A 19,249-nucleotide genomic window follows, 5' to 3' on the forward strand; every position below is an offset into this window, starting at 1 on the left:
TCCTGTGCTCGTCCTCTCCAGGATGCCATCATCTGGTTGACACCATGCACAGTGATGCACGATCCTCGCCCAGGCGTCGCTCGACGCCACGTCGCAGGGGTTGCAGGGGTTGGGGAAAGTGATGCGTCCGCTCGTCCGGCGGGCGGCAGCTGTGCTGCTCGCCGTGCTCGTCATGTCCACCGGTGCGTGGGGCGCCGCCGCACCCGCGTCCGCGGCCGACCCGGCCCCGCCGGACCGCAACGTCATCGGGGGCTGTCTCCTGCGCTTCGACGGGGCGGGCACACCCTTCCTCTCGCCGTCTCTCGGCCGGCCGTGCATCGGCGCCGTCTCCGTGACCCGGACCGGTCTAGGAGATCTCGAGGTCCGGCTGGCCCCGGGGGCGCGGTACCCCCAGACCCGGCTCCTCGTGAGCGCCGACACGACGCTGGCCTCACGGGGGATCACCGTCGGCGCGTCTCGCAGCCCCGGCACCATCGCGCTGCGCTTCTTCGACGCGAAGCGGGGCAAGCGGGTCGACATGCGCAGCGCGGCGCAGCGCGCCCGGGTCGTCCGCGGCGGCGCGTCCTTCGGCTGGCTCGGCCGCAGCGCCGTCGACGCACGACAGCTCGACCCCGGAGTCGACGCGTACGGGCGCTACCACGACCGGCTCGCGACGGACGACCAGACGGTCGCCGGCGGGTGCGCCATCCGCTTCGGCTCCGCCGGGCCGAAGATCCACGCCAACAGCAGCCACCACTGCACCGGGGTGCGCAGCGTCGGGATCAGCAGCCTGGGCCGGGTGCGCATCCGCTACTCCGACGAGCAGCGGGGGAGCACGGTCAACGTCTCGGCCGACCCCGACGAGACCCTCGTGCGCCGCGGCATCATCACCGGCATCAGCTCCTCGCCGACCGAGCTGCACGTCGACCTCTTCGACACGCGCTCGAAGCGGCGGATCGACCTCCGCCGCGCCGCCGACCGCAAGGTCATGGCGGGCGCCTACGCGAACATGTGGGTCGCCTGGACCAAGACCACCGCCCGGCCCGGGCTGGCCAACGCGACGACGACACCCGCCCTGGACAAGTACGGCGACTTCGTCCACGGCTCGGCGCCCGCGGGCGGCGTGCGCCAGACCGGGTGCGAGGTGCGCTTCGGCGGCACCGGTGCGCACCCGTCGATCATCTCGACGTCCGCGAGCAGCTGCACCGGCGCGGCGTCCGTGTCCGTGGGCCCCGGGGGCACCCTGCGGGTGGTGGCCGCGGCGGGGACGTCGGGTCCGATCATCACGACGACGACGGTTTCGAGCCGCTCCGCGGCCGACTACGGCATCCGGGCCGGCGCCTCGGGGGGCGTGGGGGACACCGACTACCGCTTCTACAGCATCCGGCTCGGTCGCACCCTGGACCTGCGCAAGGCCGCCGACCGCGACCTCTTCCGACGCACGGACGCAGCGGTCGTCCTCGGCTGGAGCCGGACCGCCGGGACCCCGGTCACGTCGCCGACGGGCGGCTAGCCCGGCAGGGTCATGAGGACGAGGTCGGGCGCGTCGTCGGGCTGCCACGACGCGCGGGCCCGCGACAGCTCGACCCAGCCGAGGCCGCGGTACATCGCCAGCGCGGCGTCGTTGACCGGCACGACGTCGAGCACGGGCTGGAGGCCGAGCGCACGGCTGCGCGCGACCGCCTCGCCGATGAGGGCGCGCCCGATGCCTCGACGCCGGGCCCGGCTCGCGACGACGAGGACCGAGACGACCGCGAGCTCCCCGGCGGGCCGGCCGGTGCCCTGCGACCACGCCGCCGCGTGCTCGTCGACGTCGGCCCGGGTGAGCGAGACGTGCCCGAGCAGGCCCTCGTCGTCCTCGGCCACCCACGTCTCGATCTCGCCCGGCCGCACGAGGAAGTCCTCGACGGGGAAGGGCAGCGGCCACCGGTAGGGGTAGCGGCTCTGCGGCTGCTGCTCGCCGACGAGGTCGACGAGGGCGGGCAGGTCTGCGGCCGCCCGCGGCCGCATGACGAGGGGTCGGTCCATGGCCGCAGCCTAGGCACGCCCGCCGAGGACGCACCCGGCGACTACAGTTGGCCGTCGATCAGGTCACCGCGAGCAGCAGCAGAGGGAGTCTTAGTGTCCGGCCACTCCAAGTGGGCAACCACGAAGCACAAGAAGGCGGCGATCGACGCCAAGCGCGGCAAGCTCTTCGCCAAGCTCATCAAGAACATCGAGGTCGCCGCGCGCACCGGCGGTGGCGACCCCGCGGGCAACCCGACGCTCTACGACGCCATCCAGAAGGCGAAGAAGTCCTCGGTCCCCAACAACAACATCGACAACGCGGTCAAGCGCGGGTCGGGGGCCACCGCGGGCGGGGCCGACTGGGAGACCATCGTCTACGAGGGCTACGCGCCCGGCGGCGTCGCCGTCTTCGTCGAGTGCCTCACCGACAACCGCAACCGCGCCGCGGCCGAGGTGCGCACCGCGCTGTCCCGCAACGGCGGCCAGCTCGCCGACCCGGGCTCGGTGGCCTACGTCTTCGACCGCAAGGGCGTCGTCATGGTCCCCAAGGCCCAGGGCGAGGGCAAGCCCGACGCGACCGAGGACGGCCTGCTCGAGATCGTCCTCGAGGCCGGCGCCGAGGAGATCAACGACCACGGCGACGTCTTCCAGGTCGTCTCCGAGGCCACCGACTTCATCGCCGTGCGCACCGCGCTCCAGGACGCCGGGGTCGACTACGACTCCGCCGAGGCCTCGTGGGTGCCCAACCTCCAGGTCCCGCTCGACGCCGACGGCGCGCGCAAGATGATCCGCGTCGTCGAGGCACTCGAGGACAGCGACGACGTCCAGGACGTCTACGTCAACGGCGACATCCCCGACGAGGTCCTCGCCGAGCTCGAGTCCGACGACTGAGGTCGCCCGCCGGGCAGGTCCTCGCACCGGGCCGGACGCGTGTCGCTGACGACGCAGTCCGGCCCGTCTGCGTAGGTTGGTCCCGAACAGGTGTTCGGTCGAAGGGAGATGTCGTGCGCGTCCTCGGGGTGGATCCCGGTCTCACCCGGTGCGGGCTGTCGGTCCTCGACGTCGGCGCCCGGGGCGACCTCGCACCGAGCGGGGCCCGCCCGCGGATGGTCGCCGTCGGCGTCGTGCGCACGACCTCCGAGCGCGCGACCGGCGACCGGCTGGCCTACCTCGCCGACGAGCTCGACACGTGGCTCGACCGCTTCGAGCCCGATGTCGTCGCCATCGAGCGGGTCTACGTCGCCGAGCACGTGCCGACGGTCATGACGACCGCGATGGCGAGCGGCCTGGTCCACCTCGCCGCCGCGCGCCGCGGTCTCGTCGTCCACGAGCACACCCCGACCGAGGTCAAGGCCGCGGTCACCGGCTCGGGACGCGCCGACAAGGCGCAGGTCACCTCGATGATCACCCGCGTCCTCGGCCTGCCCGAGGCGCCCCGCCCGGCCGACGCGGCCGACGCGCTCGCCGTCGCCATCTGCCACGCCTGGCGTGGCGGGGGGTCGGCCCGGCTCGAGCAGGCCGTCGCCTCCGAGCGGGCCCGGCTCGCGGCGAAGGGGGTCGGCGCGTGATCGCCTCCGTGACCGGCAGCGCCCAGCACGTCGGCCTCGACCGCGTCGTCGTCTCCGTCGGCGGTGTGGGCATGCTCGTGCACACGCCGCCGGCCGTCGCCGCCGCGTGCCGCCCCGGCTCCGAGGTCACGCTCGCGACGTCGCTCGTCGTGCGCGAGGACTCGCTCACCCTCTACGGCTTCGACGCCGACGGCGCGCGCGACACCTTCGAGCTGCTCATGACGGTCTCGGGGGTCGGGCCGCGCGTCGCCCTCGCGATCCTGTCCGTGCTCACCCCGGACACCCTCGCGGCCGCCGTCGGCAGCGAGGACGTGCGCACCCTGACGAAGGTCCCCGGCATCGGCAAGAAGGGCGCCGAGCGCCTCGTCCTCGAGCTGCGCGACAAGATCGGCGTCGTGCCCGGGGCCGTCGCGTCGGCCCCGGTCGAGCCGGTCGTCGCCCCGTGGCGCACCCAGGTGCTCGAGGCCCTCGTCGGCCTGGGCTACTCGGCGTCGCAGGCCGAGGGCGCGCTCGACCGCGCCGCGGCCGGTCTCGGCGACGCTCCGGACGTCTCCGCCGCGCTGCGCGCGGCTCTGCGAGAGCTCGCCGGATGAGCCGCGACGGCTTCACCTCCGAGATCCGCGAGGCCGACGAGCCTGCCGGCGGCCCACCGGCCGACGGGCCGGTGAGCCTTGGCGACGGGTCGTACGACGCGACCGCGCGCATTGTCGACGCCGCGGCCGAGGACGACACCGCGGTCGAGGCGGCGCTGCGCCCGAAGCGGCTCGTCGACTTCCCCGGCCAGACGAAGGTGCGCGACCAGCTCGGGCTCGTCCTCGAGGCGGCGCGCCGCCGTGCCGCGCCCCCGGACCACGTCCTGCTCTCCGGCCCGCCCGGGCTGGGCAAGACGACGCTGGCGATGATCGTCGGCGCCGAGCTCGGCCAGCCGGTGCGGGTCACCTCCGGCCCGGCGATCCAGCACGCGGGCGACCTCGCGGCGATCCTGTCCTCGCTCGCCGAGGGCGAGGTGCTCTTCCTCGACGAGATCCACCGCATGTCGCGCCCGGCCGAGGAGATGCTCTACCTCGCGATGGAGGACTTCCGCGTCGACGTCGTCGTCGGCAAGGGGCCCGGGGCGACCGCGATCCCGCTCGAGCTGCCGCCCTTCACCGTCGTCGGGGCGACGACCCGGGCCGGGCTGCTGCCCGCGCCCCTGCGCGACCGCTTCGGCTTCACCGGCCACCTCGACTACTACGAGACGGCCGACCTCGAGACGATCTTGCACCGCTCGGCCGGGCTCCTCCAGGTCGGCGCGGACGCCGCCGGCATCGCCGAGATCGCTCGCCGTTCGCGGGGCACGCCCCGCATCGCCAACCGGCTGCTGCGCCGGGTGCGGGACTGGGCGCAGGTGCACGGAGACGACGTCGTCGACGCCCGCTCCGCCCAGGCGGCGCTCACCCTCTTCGACGTCGACGACGCCGGTCTCGACCGGCTCGACCGCGGGGTGCTCGAGGTCCTGTGCACCCGCTTCGGCGGCGGACCGACCGGTCTGTCGACGCTCGCCGTCGCCGTCGGCGAGGAGACAGACACCGTCGAGACGGTCGCCGAGCCCTACCTCGTGCGCACCGGCTACCTCGCCCGCACCCCCCGGGGGCGGGTCGCCACGGCTCTGGCCTGGCGTCACCTCGGGCTCGCCGTGCCCGACGGGCTGGCCCAGGAGATGCTGCCCGTCGACGAGCCCGGCCGCTTCGGCGGCTGAGGCACCGGCCAGGGGGCTCGGCGCGTCAGGTCAGGCGGTCCGCAGATCGCTGGCCTACACTGCGAGATCGGCCCGGGTGTCCCGGGCCGTGCTGCCGTCCGGCGGCGTGTCCTGTCTCCGTCTGCGAAGGTCTGCTGAACTCCCATGAACGACGGCTCGTTCGCCAGCCTGCTCATCCTGCTGCTCCCGCTCCTGCTCATCGTCTTCATGGTCTTCTCGGGGCGCCGGCGCCAGCGGACGATGCAGGACTTCCAGAGCTCCCTCGCCGTCGGCGAGAAGGTCGTGCTGACCTCGGGCATCTACGGCACCATCACCCGCACCGACGAGGGGGTCCTCCACCTCGAGATCGCCCCAGGGACGGTCATCCGCGTCGACCGGCGGGCCGTCGGGGTGCGCGAGGCCGAGATGTCTCGTGGCCAGGTCGCCGGCACGGCCGCCGCGCGCGGCGAGGAGCCTGCCGACGACCCGGTCCAGGACCCCGTCGTGACCGCTGAGGGCGCCGTGGACGACGAGGGCCAGCGGGGCCGGCCGTGATGGCCGACCGCGGCGCGGCTCGCGCCGCGAAGGCCAAGGACGCGGCCAAGCGCACCCTCATCGCGCTCTTCGTCATGGGCGCCGCTCTCACCGCCGTCCTCGGCTTCGGCGTCGCCCGGTCCGACGCGACGTGGGCGCCGCGCCTCGGCCTCGACCTCCAGGGCGGCACGCAGTTCATCCTCGAGCCCGTCGTCGAGGGCGGGCAGCGGGTGAGCTCGCAGCAGCTCGACCAGGCCCGCGACATCATCGTCCAGCGCATCGACGCCCAGGGCACGAGCGGTGCCGAGGTGACCACCCTCGGCGGCGAGAACATCGTCGTCGCCATGGCCGGTCGCCCCACCGAGGCCCAGCGCCAGGCGATCACGAGCGCCTCGCAGATGCAGTTCCGCCCGGTCCTCGCGACCGCGCCCGGCACGACCGAGCCTGCGCCCGGCAGCACCGGGTCGTCCTCGGGCTCGGCGACCTCCGGCTCTGGCTCGTCCTCGAGCAGCACGAGCGGCTCGACGACCCGGTCCAACCCCTCGGCGAGCAACGCCTCGCCGACCTCCGCCTCCCGCGACGAGGCCCGCACCGCTCCCGCCGGCAGCGCCGCGACGACGTCGACCACCCCCTCCGGCAGCGGCTCGTCCTCCGGCAGCGCGTCCTCGACGCCGTCCTCCGGGGGCTCCGCCTCCGGCTCGGCCTCGTCGGCCCCCTCCGCCACCGGGGAGCCCACGGCCCCCGCGCAGGACGGGTGGACCCCTTCGGGCAAGCCCGACGGCCCCACCGACCCGAACAACATCTCGACCGGTCTGTACCGCGAGTTCACCGAGCTCGACTGCGCGCAGCGCTCCGACGAGCGGCCCGCGACCGACCCGAAGAAGGCGATCACCGCCTGCTCCGAGGACGGCGCGACGAAGTACGTCCTCGGCCCGCAGATGGTCGCCGGTGCCGACATCAAGGACGCCTCGGCCGGGTACCAGACGACCCAGCAGGGTCAGGTCACCAACACCGTCGAGATCCAGCTGACCTTCGGCGGCGACGGCGTCCAGCGCTACGCGCAGGTCTCGCGCGACCTCCTCGCGCTGCCGAGCCTGTCGCAGGCCAGCCCGATCAACCCGCCGGGGTCGTACAACGCGCTCGCGACGGTCTACGACGGCACCGTCCTCGTGGCCCCGGGCTTCAACGAGGCGATCCCCAACGGCACCGCCTCGATCACCGGCAACTTCACCATCGAGGAGGCGCGCGCCCTCGCCCAGTCGCTGAAGTTCGGCGCGCTGCCCATCACCTTCGAGACCAACCAGGCCGTGACGATCAGCCCGACGCTCGGCTCGGAGCAGCTGCGCTACGGCATCATCGCCGGGCTCATCGGTCTGCTCCTCGTCATCGTCTACTCGGTCGCGCAGTACCGGGCGCTCGCCCTCGTGACGATCGGCTCGATGGTCGTCGCCTTCGCCTTCACGTACCTCTTCATCGCGCTGCTCGCGTGGGGCTACAACTTCCGTCTCGACATGGCGGGGGTCACCGGGCTCATCATCGCGATCGGCGTCACCGCGGACTCCTTCATCGTCTACTTCGAGAGAGTCCGTGACGAGCTGCGCGAAGGGAGGAACCTGCGGGCCGCGGTCGAGGCCGGCTGGGCTCGTGCCAAGCGCACCATCCTCGTGGCCGACGGCGTGAACTTCATCGCCGCGATCGTCCTGTACGTCCTCGCGAGCTCCGGCGTGCGCGGCTTCGCCTTCACCCTGGGCCTGACGACGGCCATCGACCTCGCGGTCTTCTGGCTCTTCACCCACCCGCTGCTCACCCTGCTCGCCCGCCGCACGTTCTTCGCCTCCGGCCACCCGTGGTCCGGCTTCGAGGTCGAGTCCCTGCACAACGCCGGCGTGCGCTACAGGGGCCGCGGCCAGTTCGACGTCCCGGAGGAGCGCAAGCCCGCCCGACCCGGCGTCACGAGCGACGGAGGTGCGGTCGTATGAGCCGCATGGCCGACTTCGGCAACGACCTGTACACCGGCAAGCGCTCCATCGACTTCGTCGGCAAGGCGAAGACCTGGTACGCGATCAGCGCCGTCATCATGCTCATCGCCCTCGCCGGCTTCGGCGTGCGCGGGCTCAACCTCGGTCTCGAGTTCGAGGGCGGCTCGGAGTTCCGCGTCTCGACGACGCAGACGAGCGGCGACTACCAGCAGGAGGCGACCGACGCGGTCCGCGAGGTCGCCGGCCCGGCGGCCTCGGCGAACGTCACGCTCATCGGCGGCAACCAGGTCCGCGTGCAGACCGAGAAGCTGCCCGAGACCGAGATGAACGACGTGGGCTCCCAGCTCGCGCAGACCTTCGGCGTGCAGGCCTCCGACGTCACCCAGAACACCATCGGTGCGTCGTGGGGCGCGTCGGTGAGCCAGCAGGCGCTGCGCGCGCTCGTCGTCTTCCTCGTCATCACCGCCGCGCTCATGGCGGTGTACTACCGCAACTGGAAGATGTCGCTCGCGGCGATGGTCGCCCTCGCGCACGACATGCTCATCACCGTCGGCATCTACACGTGGTCGGGCTTCGAGGTCTCGCCCGCGACGGTCATCGGCTTCCTCACCGTCCTCGGGTACTCGCTCTACGACACCGTCGTCGTCTTCGACAAGGTCCGCGAGAACACCTCGGACGCCTTCGAGACGAGACGCCAGACCTTCGCGGAGTCGGCGAACCTCGCCGTCAACCAGACGCTCGTGCGCTCGATCAACACGACGGTCATCGCCGTGCTGCCGATCATCGCGGTCCTCGCGGTCGGCTTCGCGCGGGTCGGTCCCGGCACGCTGCTCGACCTCTCGCTCGCGCTCTTCGTCGGCATGGTCGTCGGTGCCTTCTCGTCGGTCTACATCGCGACGCCGCTGCTCGTGCACCTGCGCCGGCGCGACGCCGACGTCGTCGAGCTCGACAAGGTCGCCTCGAGGCACCACGAGCGGGTCGGCGACCGCGCGCCGGCCACGGTCGGTGCACCGGCGGGGGCCGGTGCGTCTGACGCGCCGTCGAGACCGCTGCGGTCCTCGAGCGCGACCACGCCGACGCGGGGGGACGGCGCGGAGGCGCCGGTCACCCCTTCGCCCGACCCCGACGCCGAGCAGACGGTCACCGGGCGCGCCGTGCACCGCTACGCCCAGTCCGGCCCGCGCAACCAGCCCCGGCGCACGCCGCGGTCGAAGCGATGAGCTCGGCGGCGTCCGCGTCGCGCGAGCAGACCGCCGAGCTCGTCTCGGGCCTGCTGCGCGACATCCCGGACTTCCCCGAGCCGGGGGTGCTCTTCAAGGACATCACCCCGCTCGTCGCCGACGGTCCTGCGCTGGCCCAGGTGTGCGAGGCGCTCGCCGCCCCGTACCGCGACGCCGGGATCACGACGGTCGTCGGGCTCGAGGCGCGGGGCTTCATCTTCGGCACCGCGGTCGCCCTGGCCCTCGGCGCGGGTTTCGTGCCGGTGCGCAAGGCGGGCAAGCTGCCCGGCGCGACGGTGAGCCTCGACTACGCCCTCGAGTACGGCACCGCCCGGATCGAGGTCCACGAGGACTGCGTCACGCCGGGGGAGCGGGTCCTCGTCGTCGACGACGTGCTCGCGACCGGCGGCACCGCCGCCGCGGCGGCCGAGCTGCTCGAGCAGGTGGGGGCCGAGGTCGTGGCGATCGAGGTCGTCGTCGAGCTCACGGCGCTCGCCGGCCGCTCCCGTCTGGAGGGGCGTGAGGTCGGGGCCCTGCTGACGGTCTAGGCTCTGCGCATGAGCGAGCCGAGAGCGTCGTCGGGGTCTGCCGGAGGGGGCTTCTCCCCGCGTCAGCTCGCGCGCGCCTCGCTCGCCCGGATCGGCACCCGCTCGCAGCCGACGAGCACCCCCGAGCTCGAGCCGCTGCTCCAGGTCGTGCGCTCCACGCACCCGAAGGCCGACCTGTCGATCATCGAGCAGGCCTACCAGGTCGCCGCGCGCGCCCACGAGGGCCAGCGCCGCAAGAGCGGCGACCCCTACATCACCCACCCGCTCGCGGTGACGACGATCCTCGCCGAGCTCGGAATGACGCCGGTGACGCTCGCCGCGGCCCTGCTCCACGACACCGTCGAGGACACCTCGTACTCGCTCGAGGCGCTCGAGGAGGACTTCGGCTCCGAGATCGCCAAGCTCGTCGACGGGGTGACCAAGCTCGACAAGGTCACCTATGGTGACGCCGCGCAGGCCGAGACGGTGCGCAAGATGGTCGTCGCGATGGCCCGCGACATCCGCGTCCTCGTCATCAAGCTCGCCGACCGGCTCCACAACGCCCGCACGTGGAAGTACGTCTCGCCCGGCTCGGCGCAGCGCAAGGCGCAGGAGACCCTCGAGATCTACGCGCCGCTGGCCCACCGCCTCGGCATGAACACCATCAAGTGGGAGCTCGAGGACCTCTCCTTCGCCACGCTCTACCCGAAGGTGTACGACGAGATCGTGCGCCTCGTCGCCGAGCGCGCCCCCGCCCGCGAGGAGTACCTCGCGACGGTGCGCGCCCAGGTCGTCCTCGACCTGCGCGAGGCCCGGATCAACGCGACCGTCACCGGCCGCCCGAAGCACTACTACTCCGTGTACCAGAAGATGATCGTCGGCGGTCGCGAGTTCGGCGAGATCTACGACCTCGTCGCCGTGCGCGTGCTCGTCGACACGGTCCGCGACTGCTACGCCGCGCTCGGTGCGCTGCACGCCCGGTGGAACCCCCTGCCGGGGCGCTTCAAGGACTACATCTCGCTGCCGAAGTTCAACATGTACCAGTCGTTGCACACGACGGTCATCGGGCCGCAGGGCAAGCCGGTCGAGATCCAGATCCGCACCCACGCGATGCACCGCCGCGCCGAGTACGGCGTCGCCGCGCACTGGAAGTACAAGGACGACCCGACCGCCCGCGCCGGCGCCGCCGGCAGCGAGGACACCGGGGCCGTCTCGGAGATGGCGTGGCTGCGCCAGCTGCTCGACTGGCAGCGCGAGACCGCCGACCCCGGCGAGTTCCTCGACTCGCTGCGCTACGAGATCAACGCCCGCGAGGTCTACGTCTTCACGCCGAAGGGGCAGGTCATCGCCCTGCCGGCCGGCTCGACGCCGGTCGACTTCGCCTACGCGGTCCACACCGAGGTCGGGCACCGCACGATCGGCGGACGGGTCAACGGCCGTCTCGTGCCCCTCGACTCCACGCTCGAGACCGGTGACGTCGTCGAGGTGCTCACGAGCAAGGCCGAGGGTGCCGGGCCGTCGCGCGACTGGCTGAGCTTCGTGCGCTCGCCGCGCGCCCGCAACAAGATCCGGCACTGGTTCTCCCGGGAGCGCAAGGAGGAGATGGCCGAGGCCGGCAAGGAGTCGATCGCCCGGGTCATCCGCAAGCAGAACCTCCCGCTCCAGCGCCTGCTCACCCACGAGAGCCTCGCGAGCGTCGCCGACGAGCTGCGCCACCCGGACGTCGACGGCCTCTACGCGGCGGTCGGCGAGGGCCACGTCTCGGCCCAGCACGTCGTCTCGCGGCTCATCGCGTCGGCCGGCGGGCGCGAGGGTGCGACCGAGGACCTCGCCGAGGCGACCATGCCCGGCCCGATCGCCACGCGGCGCCGCAGCGCCGGCGACCCCGGGGTCGTCGTCAAGGGCATGGACGACGTGTGGGTCAAGCTCGCGCGCTGCTGCACGCCCGTGCCCGGCGACGAGATCATGGGCTTCATCACCCGCGGCAACGGCGTCTCGGTCCACCGGACCGACTGCACGAACGCCGGCTCGCTGCGCCGCGAGGCCGAGCGGCTCATCGACGTCGAGTGGACGTCGAGCAGCAACAACCTCTTCCTCGTCCAGATCCAGGTCGAGGCGCTGGACCGCAGCCGGCTGCTCTCCGACGTCACCCGGGTGCTCTCCGACAGCTCGGTGAACATCCTCTCGGCGACGGTCCACACGAGCCGTGACCGCGTGGCCAAGCTGCGCTTCGCCTTCGAGATGGGCGACCCCACCCACCTGGCCCATGTGCTGGGCCAGGTGAAGCGGATCGACGGCGTCTTCGACGCCTACCGGCTGACCGGCGGTCGCCCGGGCGTCGAGGAGGAGTAGCCCCCTCAGCCCCCGAGCTCGTCGGCGCCGGCCTGGGCCATGGCGAGCAGCGAGCGGCTCGACTCGAGCTCGCCCTCGAGGCGGCGGCGGCGACCAGCGTCGTCGGTCGCGGCGACCTGCTCCTCGAGCTCGGCAATCTTGGCCTGGAGCTGGCTGACGAGGCTGTTCGCGCGGGCGGACAGCTCGGGGTTGCTCTTCTTCCAGCGGGTGTCCTCGGCGTCGCGCACGGACTGCTCGACGGCGCGCAGACCCTTCTCCATCCGGTCGACGTCGCCGCGGGGCACCTTGCCGGCGGCCTCCCAGCGCTCCTGGATCGAGCGCAGCGCCCCCTTCGTCGCGCCGAGGTCCTTGATCGGCAGGAGGCCCTGGGCCTCGACGAGGAGGCGCTCCTTGACCTCGAGGTTGCCGCGGAAGCTCTCGTCCTCGCGGGCCTGCTCCTCGTCCTTGGCGGTGAAGAAGGCGTCCTGGGCGGCGCGGAAGCGCTCCCACAGGGCGTCGTCGTCCTTGCGGCCGGCGCGGCCGGCGTGACGCCACTGGTCCATGAGGCGCTTGTAGGCGCCGGCGGTCTGGCCCCAGTCGGTGCTCGTCGACAGGCGCTCGGCCTCGGCGACGAGGGCCTCCTTGGTCGCCTTGACCTCGCCGCGGCTCGACTCGAGCTCGGCGAAGTGGTGGCGGCGGCCCTTGTCGAAGGAGTTGCGGGCCTTCGAGAAGCGCTGCCACAGCGCCGACTCGACGTCCTTGTCCAGACGCACGCCGGACTTCTGGTGGGTCTTCCAGGTGTCGAGCAGCTCGCGCATGCGAGCGGTCGAGGACTTCCACTGGATGCGCTCGACGGGCTGGGCGGCGATGGACTCGGCCTCGGCGACGATCGCCTCGCGCTCGGCGGCGGCGGCCTTCTTGGCCTCGGCGCGCTGGGCGCTCTCGCGGGAGCGCTTGTCGGCCAGCCCGGTCTCGACCTCGGCGACGAGGGCTGCCAGCGCCGGCAGGTCGCCGACGACGTCGGCACCCTCGGCGTGGGTCTTCAGGGCCCCCAGGCCGTCGGCGATCTCCTTGGCGGTGACCTCCGGGGCGTCGAGACGCTGGCGCAGCAGGGTGGCGGAGGCGTGCAGCTCGTCGTACTTGCGGGCGAAGTAGAGCAGCGCCTGCTCCGGCGTCGCGCCCGGGTAGGAGCCGACGGCGCGCTCGCCGTCGCCCTCCCGGACGTAGACCGTGCCCTCGTCGTCGACGCGGCCGAAGGCGGCCGACGCCGAGTGGTCCGTCTCGATCACCGGGGGGACCGGGACCGCGGCGGGTCGACGGGGCGCCATCCGTGCCATCGCGGCGGGGGAGGGGGCCGAAGGGGTGGGGCTGGGGGCGTCGTGCACCTCGGGCGTGGTGTCCGGGGCGTCAGTCGGCTCAGGGGTCTGCTCGCTCACGAGACGCGAGCCTAGCCGCACGACGCGCGCTGGGTAGGCTCACTCCTCGTGCTGACCGTGACCTTCCCTGCAGCCGCCTTCGGCACCAACTGCTACGTCGTCGCCCCCGGGCCCGGCGAGGAGTGCGTGATCGTCGACCCGGGCATCGGTGTCGAGGAGACCCTGCGCGAGGTGCTCGCCGAGCACCGGCTGCGTCCCGCGGCCGTCCTGCTCACCCACGGGCACGTCGACCACGTGTACTCCGTGACCCCGGTGTGCGGGGGCGAGCTCGCCGCCTACATCCACTCCGAGGACCGCTACCGGCTCGTCGACCCGCTCGGCGGCAGCTCGCTCGGCCCGGGCCTGCTGGGGATGCTCGAGCAGCAGTTCGGCACCCAGGCGACGTGGCGCGAGCCGGAGCATGTCGTCGAGGTGCGCGACGCGGAGCGGGTGAGCGTCGCCGGGCTCGAGCTCGACGTCGTCCACGCGCCCGGTCACACCGAGGGCTCGGTGATGTTCGCCCTTGACGGCGTGCCCGTCGGCGTGCCCGACGAGGCGCAGGTCGACCGCACGCTCATCACCGGTGACGTCCTCTTCGCCGGCTCCATCGGGCGCACGGACCTGCCCGGCGGCAGCCACGAGGCGATGATGCGCAGCCTGCGCGACGCCGTCGCGCCGCGCGCCGACTCCAGCCTCGTCCTGCCGGGCCACGGCCCGGCGACCACCCTCGGCCGTGAGAAGGCCACCAACCCCTACCTGCAGGACATCGCGTGAGCACCTCTGGCCCCACCGCACGAGCCACCAAGATCACCCCGCTGTCGGGCTTCCCGGAGCACCTGCCCCAGGACCGGGTCGTCGAGCAGCACTTCATCGACGTCATCCGCTCGACCTTCGAGCTGCACGGCTTCCCGGGCATCGAGACCCGGGCGGTCGAGCCGGTCGAGCGGCTGCTCGGCAAGGGCGGTGACGCCGACAAGGAGATCTACGCGGTCTCGCGCCTCGCCGGCGAGCCGGGGGAGCGCGGCGACGCCGAGCTCGGTCTGCACTTCGACCTCACCGTCCCCTTCGCGCGCTACGTCGTCGAGCACGCGGGCCGGCTGAGCTTCCCCTTCCGCCGCCACCAGATCCAGAAGGTGTGGCGCGGGGAGCGGCCCCAGGAGGGCCGCTTCCGGGAGTTCACGCAGTGCGACATCGACGTCGTCGACGTCGGCGAGCTCGCGCCCCACTTCGAGGCCGAGGTGCCGCTCGTCATGGCGGAGATCTTCGCGGCGCTGCCCGTCCCGCCGATGGTCATCCAGGTGAACAACCGGATGATCCCCGAGGGCTTCTACCGCGGGCTGGGCATCGAGGACGTCGCGGGCACGCTGCGCGTCGTGGACAAGCTCGACAAGATCGGCCCGGCGAAGGTCGCCGCCCTGCTCGTCGACGCCGGGCTCTCCCAGGAGCAGGCCGACGCCGTGCTGCGCCTGGCCCAGATCCGCACCGAGGACGCCTCCTTCGTCGAGCAGGTGCGCGCGCTCGGCGTCGAGCACCCCGTCCTCGACGAGGGCCTGGCGGCGCTGCGGGCCGTCATCGAGACCGGGATGGCCAACGCCCCCGGCGCGATGGTCGCCGACCTGCGGATCGCGCGCGGCCTGGACTACTACACGGGCACGGTCTACGAGACCCAGGTCGTCGGCCACGAGGACTGGGGCAGCTTCTGCTCCGGCGGGCGCTACGACACCCTCGCCACCGACGGGCGCACGACCTACCCGGGCGTGGGGATCTCCATTGGCCTGTCCCGCCTGCTCGCGCTGCTCCTGCGCGAGGGGCTCGTCACGGCCACCCGCATGTCTCCGGCGGCCGTCCTCGTCGCGGTCCTCGACGAGGGGTCACGCCCCGCCTCCGTCGCCGTCGCCACCGCCCTGCGCTCGCGCGGCATCGCCTGCGAGGTCGCCCCCTCGGCGGCCAAGCTCGGCAAGCAGATCCGGCACGCCGAGCGGCGGGGCATCCCCTTCGTGTGGTTCGTCGGCGCCGGCGAGGGCGGCGACCAGGTCAAGGACATCCGCTCGGGCGAGCAGGTCGACGCCGACCCCCTCACCTGGCAGTGCCCGCCCGAGGACCTGCGTCCCCGCGTCGTCGCCGCCGGCTGACGACCACCGCGCCGTAGTCGTCGCGCTGCACGACGACGTCGGCGCTCGGCGGGGGTCGGCGACCACGGACGTCGAGCGCGAGGAGGTCGACGTACCCCCAGCGGGCGCCGTCCGCGTGCGTCGTACCGCCGGTGGGCACGACGAGCAGGTGGTGCTCACACCGCAGCAGCACGTCGACGACGGCGGCAAGGCGCATCCGGCCGGCGTCCGACTCGACCCGGGCGACGGCCGACTTGCTCCACCCGATCTCGTCGGCGAGCTCACGCTGGCTCCAGCCCTGCGCACCCCGGTGGTCGCGCAGGACCAGGCCGACGACATCGCTGATGCTGAGGTTGCCTCGCGCCTCGAGGAGCTCGTCGTGGCGCAGCGGCACCTGTGGGCCCGCTCGCACCACGCGCGGGCCCAGGGGGCGCGGCTCGTCGACGACGCCCGGGCCGTAGAGGCAGTCCAGGCAGTCGTCGCACTCGCCCGGTGCGGGGCAGAGCTCGCAGTCGAACGGGCAGGGCTCGAGCGCCTGCTCTGGCTCTCGCCCCGGGTGCCCCAGACCGGCGAGCAACGCCACGAGATCGATATCCATCGACCCATCGTGGGGCGCACGTCGACCCGCGGTTGTCGCCTCGGGCCGCCTGTGGACGAGCGCCATAACGCACGGCCGGCGGTGGAGGCCGTGACCGCGCCACCTCCCAGGGGTGCGCACCAGGTCGGACGGCTGCGGGACTAGGGCGCTGCCCCGTCCGTACGGGGCAGCGCCCTAGTCAGCCGACGACCTCCTGCGAGTGCAGCGACAGGACGACCCGCGGCGCGGGCGGGGCGAAGGGGGCAGGCAGGGGGGAGAGTGCAGCCGGTTCAGCTCACGGAGTCGGTGCCGGTGGGGCGGGGCGGGCGCAGGCCGGCGTCGCGCAGCTCGAGCAGGGCGAGGGCTCGCACGACGTCGGGGTCACGGCGGCGCCAGGCGCCGACGGGGTCGGGCGAGATGGCGGCGAGCCGCGGCATCGGCTGGCCGGCCATCGCCCGCAGGGCGAAGAGGTCGAGGTCGGCGTCGGAGTCCACGAAGCGCTGGGCCGCCGTCGCGTGCCGCACGAAGCGGTAGCGCAGGGTGCCCCAGACGAGCAGGACGAGGACGATCGGCACGACGGCGGTGACGAGCCCGAGCGCGGTAGACAGGCGCTCGACGGCGTCGACGAGGTCGCGCCCCGCGGACTCGATGTCCGTGCCGGCGCCGGCGGCCTCGCGGAAGGGTGTGGCGACCTTGTCGTCGACGAGCGGCAGGTCGTCGACGCCGTTGCCGGCGCTCGTCATCTTCTCGCGGAAGCCCGAGCCGGCGCCCTCGAGCCGTCTGCCGGGCTCGGCGAGGCGCATCGTCACGTCGTGCACGGTGCGGCCGGCCCACACCCAGCCCCACACCCACGCGATCATCAGCAGGTCGGAGGCGACCTGGGCGGTGCGGCGGGCCGGCAGGTCGGCGTAGAGCTTCATCGGGGCTCCCAGGCGGGTGGGGGGCGAAGGGGGACGAGGAGCGTCGGGTCGTGCACGGAGCACCGCGCGCCGTGCATAGAATCCCACCCTGCGGCCACGGCCGCGCCGGCGGACAACGGCGTCCTGCCGGCTTCACCGACGACGAAGGGCTCACATCCCGTGAAGATCGGCATCCCCCGCGAGGTCAAGAACAACGAGTACCGGGTGGGGATCACCCCGGTCGGCGTCCATGAGCTGGTCACGGCAGGGCACGAGGTGCTCGTCGAGTCCGGTGCGGGGCTCGGGTCGGGGCTGCCCGACGAGGACTACGTCGCGCAGGGCGCGACGATCATCGCCGACGCGGACGAGCTCTGGGGCGCCTCCGACTTGGTGATGAAGGTCAAGGAGCCCGTCGCCGAGGAGTACCACCGGCTGCGCGAGGGCCTGCTGCTCTTCACCTACCTCCACCTCGCGGCCGACCAGCCGCTCACCGACGAGCTCGTCGCGAAGGGGGTCACCGCCGTCGCCTACGAGACCGTCCAGCTGCGCTCGGGGATGCTGCCCCTGCTCTACCCGATGTCCGAGGTCGCCGGCTGCCTCGCCCCGCAGGTCGGGGCCTCGGCCCTCATGCGCGCCCACGGCGGCCGCGGGGTCCTGCTCGGCGGCGTCGGCGGCGTCGCCAACGCCAAGGTCGTCGTCCTCGGCGCCGGTGTCGCCGGCCAGAACGCCGCGAACATCGCGCTGGGCATGGGGGCCGACGTCACCCTGCTCGACACCGACCTCGACAAGCTGCGGATGAGCTTCTGGCGCTACGACAACCGCGTCCACCAGATCGCCTCCTCGGCGCTCAGCGTCCGCGAGCAGGTGCTCGGGGCCGACCTCGTCATCGGCACCGTGCTCATCCCCGGGGCGAAGGCCCCCAAGCTCGTCACCGACGAGATGGTCAGCCAGATGAAGCCCGGCTCGGTCCTCGTCGACGTCGCGATCGACCAGGGCGGGTGCTTCGAGGGCAGCCGCCCGACGACCCACGCCGACCCCACCTTCGAGGTCCACGACTCGCTGTACTACTGCGTGGCCAACATGCCCGGTGCCGTCCCCTCGACGTCGACCTGGGCGCTGACCAACGCGACCCTGTCCTACGCCGCCGCGCTCGCCGACCACGGCTGGCGCGACGCGATGCGGGCCGACCCGGCGCTTGCGGCCGGCCTCAACACCCACGCAGGTGCCGTGACCTACCAGGGCGTCGCCGACGCCTTCGACATGGCGTGCACCCCCGTCGCGGAGGTCCTCGCCTGACCCAGTCGTCAGCACCGCCCGCGGCCACCGCGATGGCCCGGGCGGTGCGCACCTGGCTGACCCACCTCGACGTCGAGCGCGGGGTCAGCCGCCACACCCTCGCCGCGTACCGCCGCGACGCGCAGCGCTACGTGCGCCATCTCGAGGCGGCGGGCGTCACCGCACCCGACGAGGTGCGCGAGGAGCACGTCGCCTCCTTCCTCGCCGACCTGCGCCGGGGGAGCGAGGAGCACCCGCCGCTCGCGGCGACCTCGGCGGCACGCACCCTCGTGGCCGTGCGCGGGCTGCACCGCTTCCTCGCGCTCGAGGGGCTCGCCGCGGACGACCCCGCCGCCGACGTCGCGCCGCCGCGGCCCCCGTCGCGTCTGCCCAAGGCCATCTCCGTCGCCGAGGTGTCGGCGCTCATCGACGCGACGGGAGCGGGGGACACCTCGTCCTCGCTGCGCGACCGCGCCCTGCTCGAGGTGCTCTACGGCAGCGGCGCGCGGATCTCCGAGGCGGTCGGGCTCGACGTCGACGACGTCGACCTCGACGCCGGGGCGGTCCGGCTCTTCGGCAAGGGCAGCAAGGAGCGCGTCGTGCCGCTCGGCAGCTACGCCACCGAGGCGGTCTCGGCGTGGCTCGTCCGCGGGCGTCCCGAGATGCTGGCGAAGGGGCGCGGCGGCCCCGCCCTCTTCCTCAACCGCCGCGGCACCCGGCTGTCGCGGCAGAGCGCGTGGGCGATCATCAGCGCGACGGCCGGCCGGGCCCGGCTGCGGGGCGAGATCTCGCCGCACACCCTGCGCCACTCCTTCGCCACCCACCTGCTCGACGGCGGCGCCGACGTCCGGGTCGTCCAGGAGCTGCTCGGCCACGCCTCGGTGACGACGACCCAGATCTACACGATGGTCACCGTGCAGCAGCTGCGCGAGGTCTACGCGCAGAGCCACCCCCGCGCCCGGTGAGACGACGCGCCCCCGCGCCGGAGGGGACGGAGCGCCCCGGCGCTCGCCGACCAGGAGACCCACCGGCGCCGCTGGTAGGGTCGCCTCGATCAGCGTGAGGCTGACCGACGTACGGCGATGGAGTGATCAGCACGTGGCACCAGAG

The 19,249-nt window shown here is 73.3% G+C and carries 18 protein-coding genes; 14 read left to right on the forward strand and 4 right to left on the reverse strand.

Going from position 1 to position 19,249, the window contains the following annotated elements; genetic code table 11:
* The first annotated feature begins 121 nt into the window (after positions 1-121).
* A complete protein-coding gene (locus ABIB53_RS09600; protein ID WP_354588015.1) occupies positions 122-1,492 on the forward strand; it encodes a hypothetical protein in 1,371 nt (456 codons plus the stop codon).
* On the opposite strand, the gene ABIB53_RS09605 is transcribed toward ABIB53_RS09600, so the two are convergent.
* Positions 1,489-2,007, reverse strand: coding sequence for a GNAT family N-acetyltransferase (locus ABIB53_RS09605; protein WP_354588016.1), 519 nt, complete (start codon positions 2,005-2,007; stop codon positions 1,489-1,491). The genes ABIB53_RS09600 and ABIB53_RS09605 overlap by 4 nt on opposite strands.
* Positions 2,008-2,100: 93 nt before the next feature.
* Here ABIB53_RS09605 and ABIB53_RS09610 point away from each other — a divergent pair, with 93 nt between their 5' ends.
* From ABIB53_RS09610 to ABIB53_RS09650, 9 genes are all read left to right on the forward strand, one after another.
* Positions 2,101-2,877, forward strand: a complete 777-nt coding sequence (locus ABIB53_RS09610; protein WP_123091832.1) for a YebC/PmpR family DNA-binding transcriptional regulator — start codon at positions 2,101-2,103, stop codon at positions 2,875-2,877.
* A gap of 113 nt (positions 2,878-2,990) precedes the next feature.
* Positions 2,991-3,554: a crossover junction endodeoxyribonuclease RuvC gene (gene ruvC, locus ABIB53_RS09615; RefSeq protein WP_354588017.1), complete on the forward strand. Its 564-nt coding sequence runs from the start codon at positions 2,991-2,993 to the stop codon at positions 3,552-3,554.
* A complete protein-coding gene (gene ruvA / locus ABIB53_RS09620) occupies positions 3,551-4,147 on the forward strand; it encodes a Holliday junction branch migration protein RuvA (RefSeq protein ID WP_354588018.1) in 597 nt (198 codons plus the stop codon). The genes ruvC and ruvA overlap by 4 nt, the downstream gene beginning before the upstream one ends.
* Entirely contained in the window at positions 4,144-5,292 is a 1,149-nt protein-coding gene (ruvB, locus tag ABIB53_RS09625) for a Holliday junction branch migration DNA helicase RuvB (protein ID WP_354588019.1), read from the forward strand. The genes ruvA and ruvB overlap by 4 nt, the downstream gene beginning before the upstream one ends.
* Positions 5,293-5,436: 144 nt before the next feature.
* On the forward strand, positions 5,437-5,826 hold the full coding sequence (gene yajC / locus ABIB53_RS09630) for a preprotein translocase subunit YajC (protein ID WP_354588020.1): 390 nt from the start codon (positions 5,437-5,439) through the stop codon (positions 5,824-5,826).
* Complete coding sequence (secD, locus tag ABIB53_RS09635; RefSeq protein ID WP_354588196.1) at positions 5,826-7,784, forward strand: protein translocase subunit SecD; 1,959 nt, start codon at positions 5,826-5,828, stop codon at positions 7,782-7,784. Before yajC ends, secD begins: the two co-directional genes overlap by 1 nt.
* Positions 7,781-9,004, forward strand: a complete 1,224-nt coding sequence (gene secF, locus ABIB53_RS09640) for a protein translocase subunit SecF (protein ID WP_354588021.1) — start codon at positions 7,781-7,783, stop codon at positions 9,002-9,004. Before secD ends, secF begins: the two co-directional genes overlap by 4 nt.
* A complete protein-coding gene (locus ABIB53_RS09645; RefSeq protein ID WP_354588022.1) occupies positions 9,001-9,552 on the forward strand; it encodes an adenine phosphoribosyltransferase in 552 nt (183 codons plus the stop codon). Before secF ends, ABIB53_RS09645 begins: the two co-directional genes overlap by 4 nt.
* 9 nt (positions 9,553-9,561) lie before the next feature.
* On the forward strand, positions 9,562-11,883 hold the full coding sequence (locus ABIB53_RS09650; RefSeq protein ID WP_354588023.1) for a RelA/SpoT family protein: 2,322 nt from the start codon (positions 9,562-9,564) through the stop codon (positions 11,881-11,883).
* A 5-nt stretch (positions 11,884-11,888) separates the two neighbouring features.
* On the opposite strand, the gene ABIB53_RS09655 is transcribed toward ABIB53_RS09650, so the two are convergent.
* Positions 11,889-13,298, reverse strand: coding sequence for a DUF349 domain-containing protein (locus ABIB53_RS09655; protein ID WP_354588024.1), 1,410 nt, complete (start codon positions 13,296-13,298; stop codon positions 11,889-11,891).
* A gap of 48 nt (positions 13,299-13,346) precedes the next feature.
* Here ABIB53_RS09655 and ABIB53_RS09660 point away from each other — a divergent pair, with 48 nt between their 5' ends.
* Together ABIB53_RS09660 and hisS are read left to right on the forward strand one after the other, a co-directional pair.
* On the forward strand, positions 13,347-14,051 hold the full coding sequence (locus ABIB53_RS09660; RefSeq protein ID WP_251718918.1) for an MBL fold metallo-hydrolase: 705 nt from the start codon (positions 13,347-13,349) through the stop codon (positions 14,049-14,051).
* Positions 14,048-15,409, forward strand: coding sequence for a histidine--tRNA ligase (hisS, locus tag ABIB53_RS09665; RefSeq protein WP_201467030.1), 1,362 nt, complete (start codon positions 14,048-14,050; stop codon positions 15,407-15,409). The genes ABIB53_RS09660 and hisS overlap by 4 nt, the downstream gene beginning before the upstream one ends.
* Here hisS and ABIB53_RS09670 read toward each other — a convergent pair.
* A complete protein-coding gene (locus ABIB53_RS09670) occupies positions 15,354-15,986 on the reverse strand; it encodes a helix-turn-helix domain-containing protein (protein ID WP_354588025.1) in 633 nt (210 codons plus the stop codon). The two genes, hisS and ABIB53_RS09670, sit on opposite strands and share 56 nt — an antisense overlap.
* A 269-nt stretch (positions 15,987-16,255) precedes the next feature.
* On the reverse strand, positions 16,256-16,885 hold the full coding sequence (locus ABIB53_RS09675) for a hypothetical protein (protein WP_201467026.1): 630 nt from the start codon (positions 16,883-16,885) through the stop codon (positions 16,256-16,258).
* Positions 16,886-17,044: 159 nt separating this feature from the next.
* On the opposite strand from ABIB53_RS09675, the gene ald reads away from it, so the two are divergent.
* A complete protein-coding gene (ald, locus tag ABIB53_RS09680) occupies positions 17,045-18,160 on the forward strand; it encodes an alanine dehydrogenase (protein ID WP_191565034.1) in 1,116 nt (371 codons plus the stop codon).
* A gap of 32 nt (positions 18,161-18,192) precedes the next feature.
* Positions 18,193-19,104, forward strand: coding sequence for a site-specific tyrosine recombinase XerD (xerD, locus tag ABIB53_RS09685; protein WP_123091818.1), 912 nt, complete (start codon positions 18,193-18,195; stop codon positions 19,102-19,104).
* Positions 19,105-19,249: the final 145 nt, after the last annotated feature.

Source organism: Janibacter sp. UYMM211, assembly GCF_040547045.1.
GTDB lineage: Bacteria > Actinomycetota > Actinomycetes > Actinomycetales > Dermatophilaceae > Marihabitans > Marihabitans melonis.

Coding starts and splice junctions, on each gene's coding strand:
- ABIB53_RS09600 (WP_354588015.1), top strand. CDS start 122: ATGCGTCCGCTCGTCCGGCGGGCGGCAGCTGTGCTGCTCGCCGTGCTC.
- ABIB53_RS09605 (WP_354588016.1), bottom strand. CDS start 2,007: ATGGACCGACCCCTCGTCATGCGGCCGCGGGCGGCCGCAGACCTGCCC.
- ruvB (WP_354588019.1), top strand. CDS start 4,144: ATGAGCCGCGACGGCTTCACCTCCGAGATCCGCGAGGCCGACGAGCCT.
- yajC (WP_354588020.1), top strand. CDS start 5,437: ATGAACGACGGCTCGTTCGCCAGCCTGCTCATCCTGCTGCTCCCGCTC.
- secD (WP_354588196.1), top strand. CDS start 5,826: ATGGCCGACCGCGGCGCGGCTCGCGCCGCGAAGGCCAAGGACGCGGCC.
- secF (WP_354588021.1), top strand. CDS start 7,781: ATGAGCCGCATGGCCGACTTCGGCAACGACCTGTACACCGGCAAGCGC.
- ABIB53_RS09645 (WP_354588022.1), top strand. CDS start 9,001: ATGAGCTCGGCGGCGTCCGCGTCGCGCGAGCAGACCGCCGAGCTCGTC.
- ABIB53_RS09650 (WP_354588023.1), top strand. CDS start 9,562: ATGAGCGAGCCGAGAGCGTCGTCGGGGTCTGCCGGAGGGGGCTTCTCC.
- ABIB53_RS09670 (WP_354588025.1), bottom strand. CDS start 15,986: ATGGATATCGATCTCGTGGCGTTGCTCGCCGGTCTGGGGCACCCGGGG.
- ABIB53_RS09675 (WP_201467026.1), bottom strand. CDS start 16,885: ATGAAGCTCTACGCCGACCTGCCGGCCCGCCGCACCGCCCAGGTCGCC.
- xerD (WP_123091818.1), top strand. CDS start 18,193: ATGGCCCGGGCGGTGCGCACCTGGCTGACCCACCTCGACGTCGAGCGC.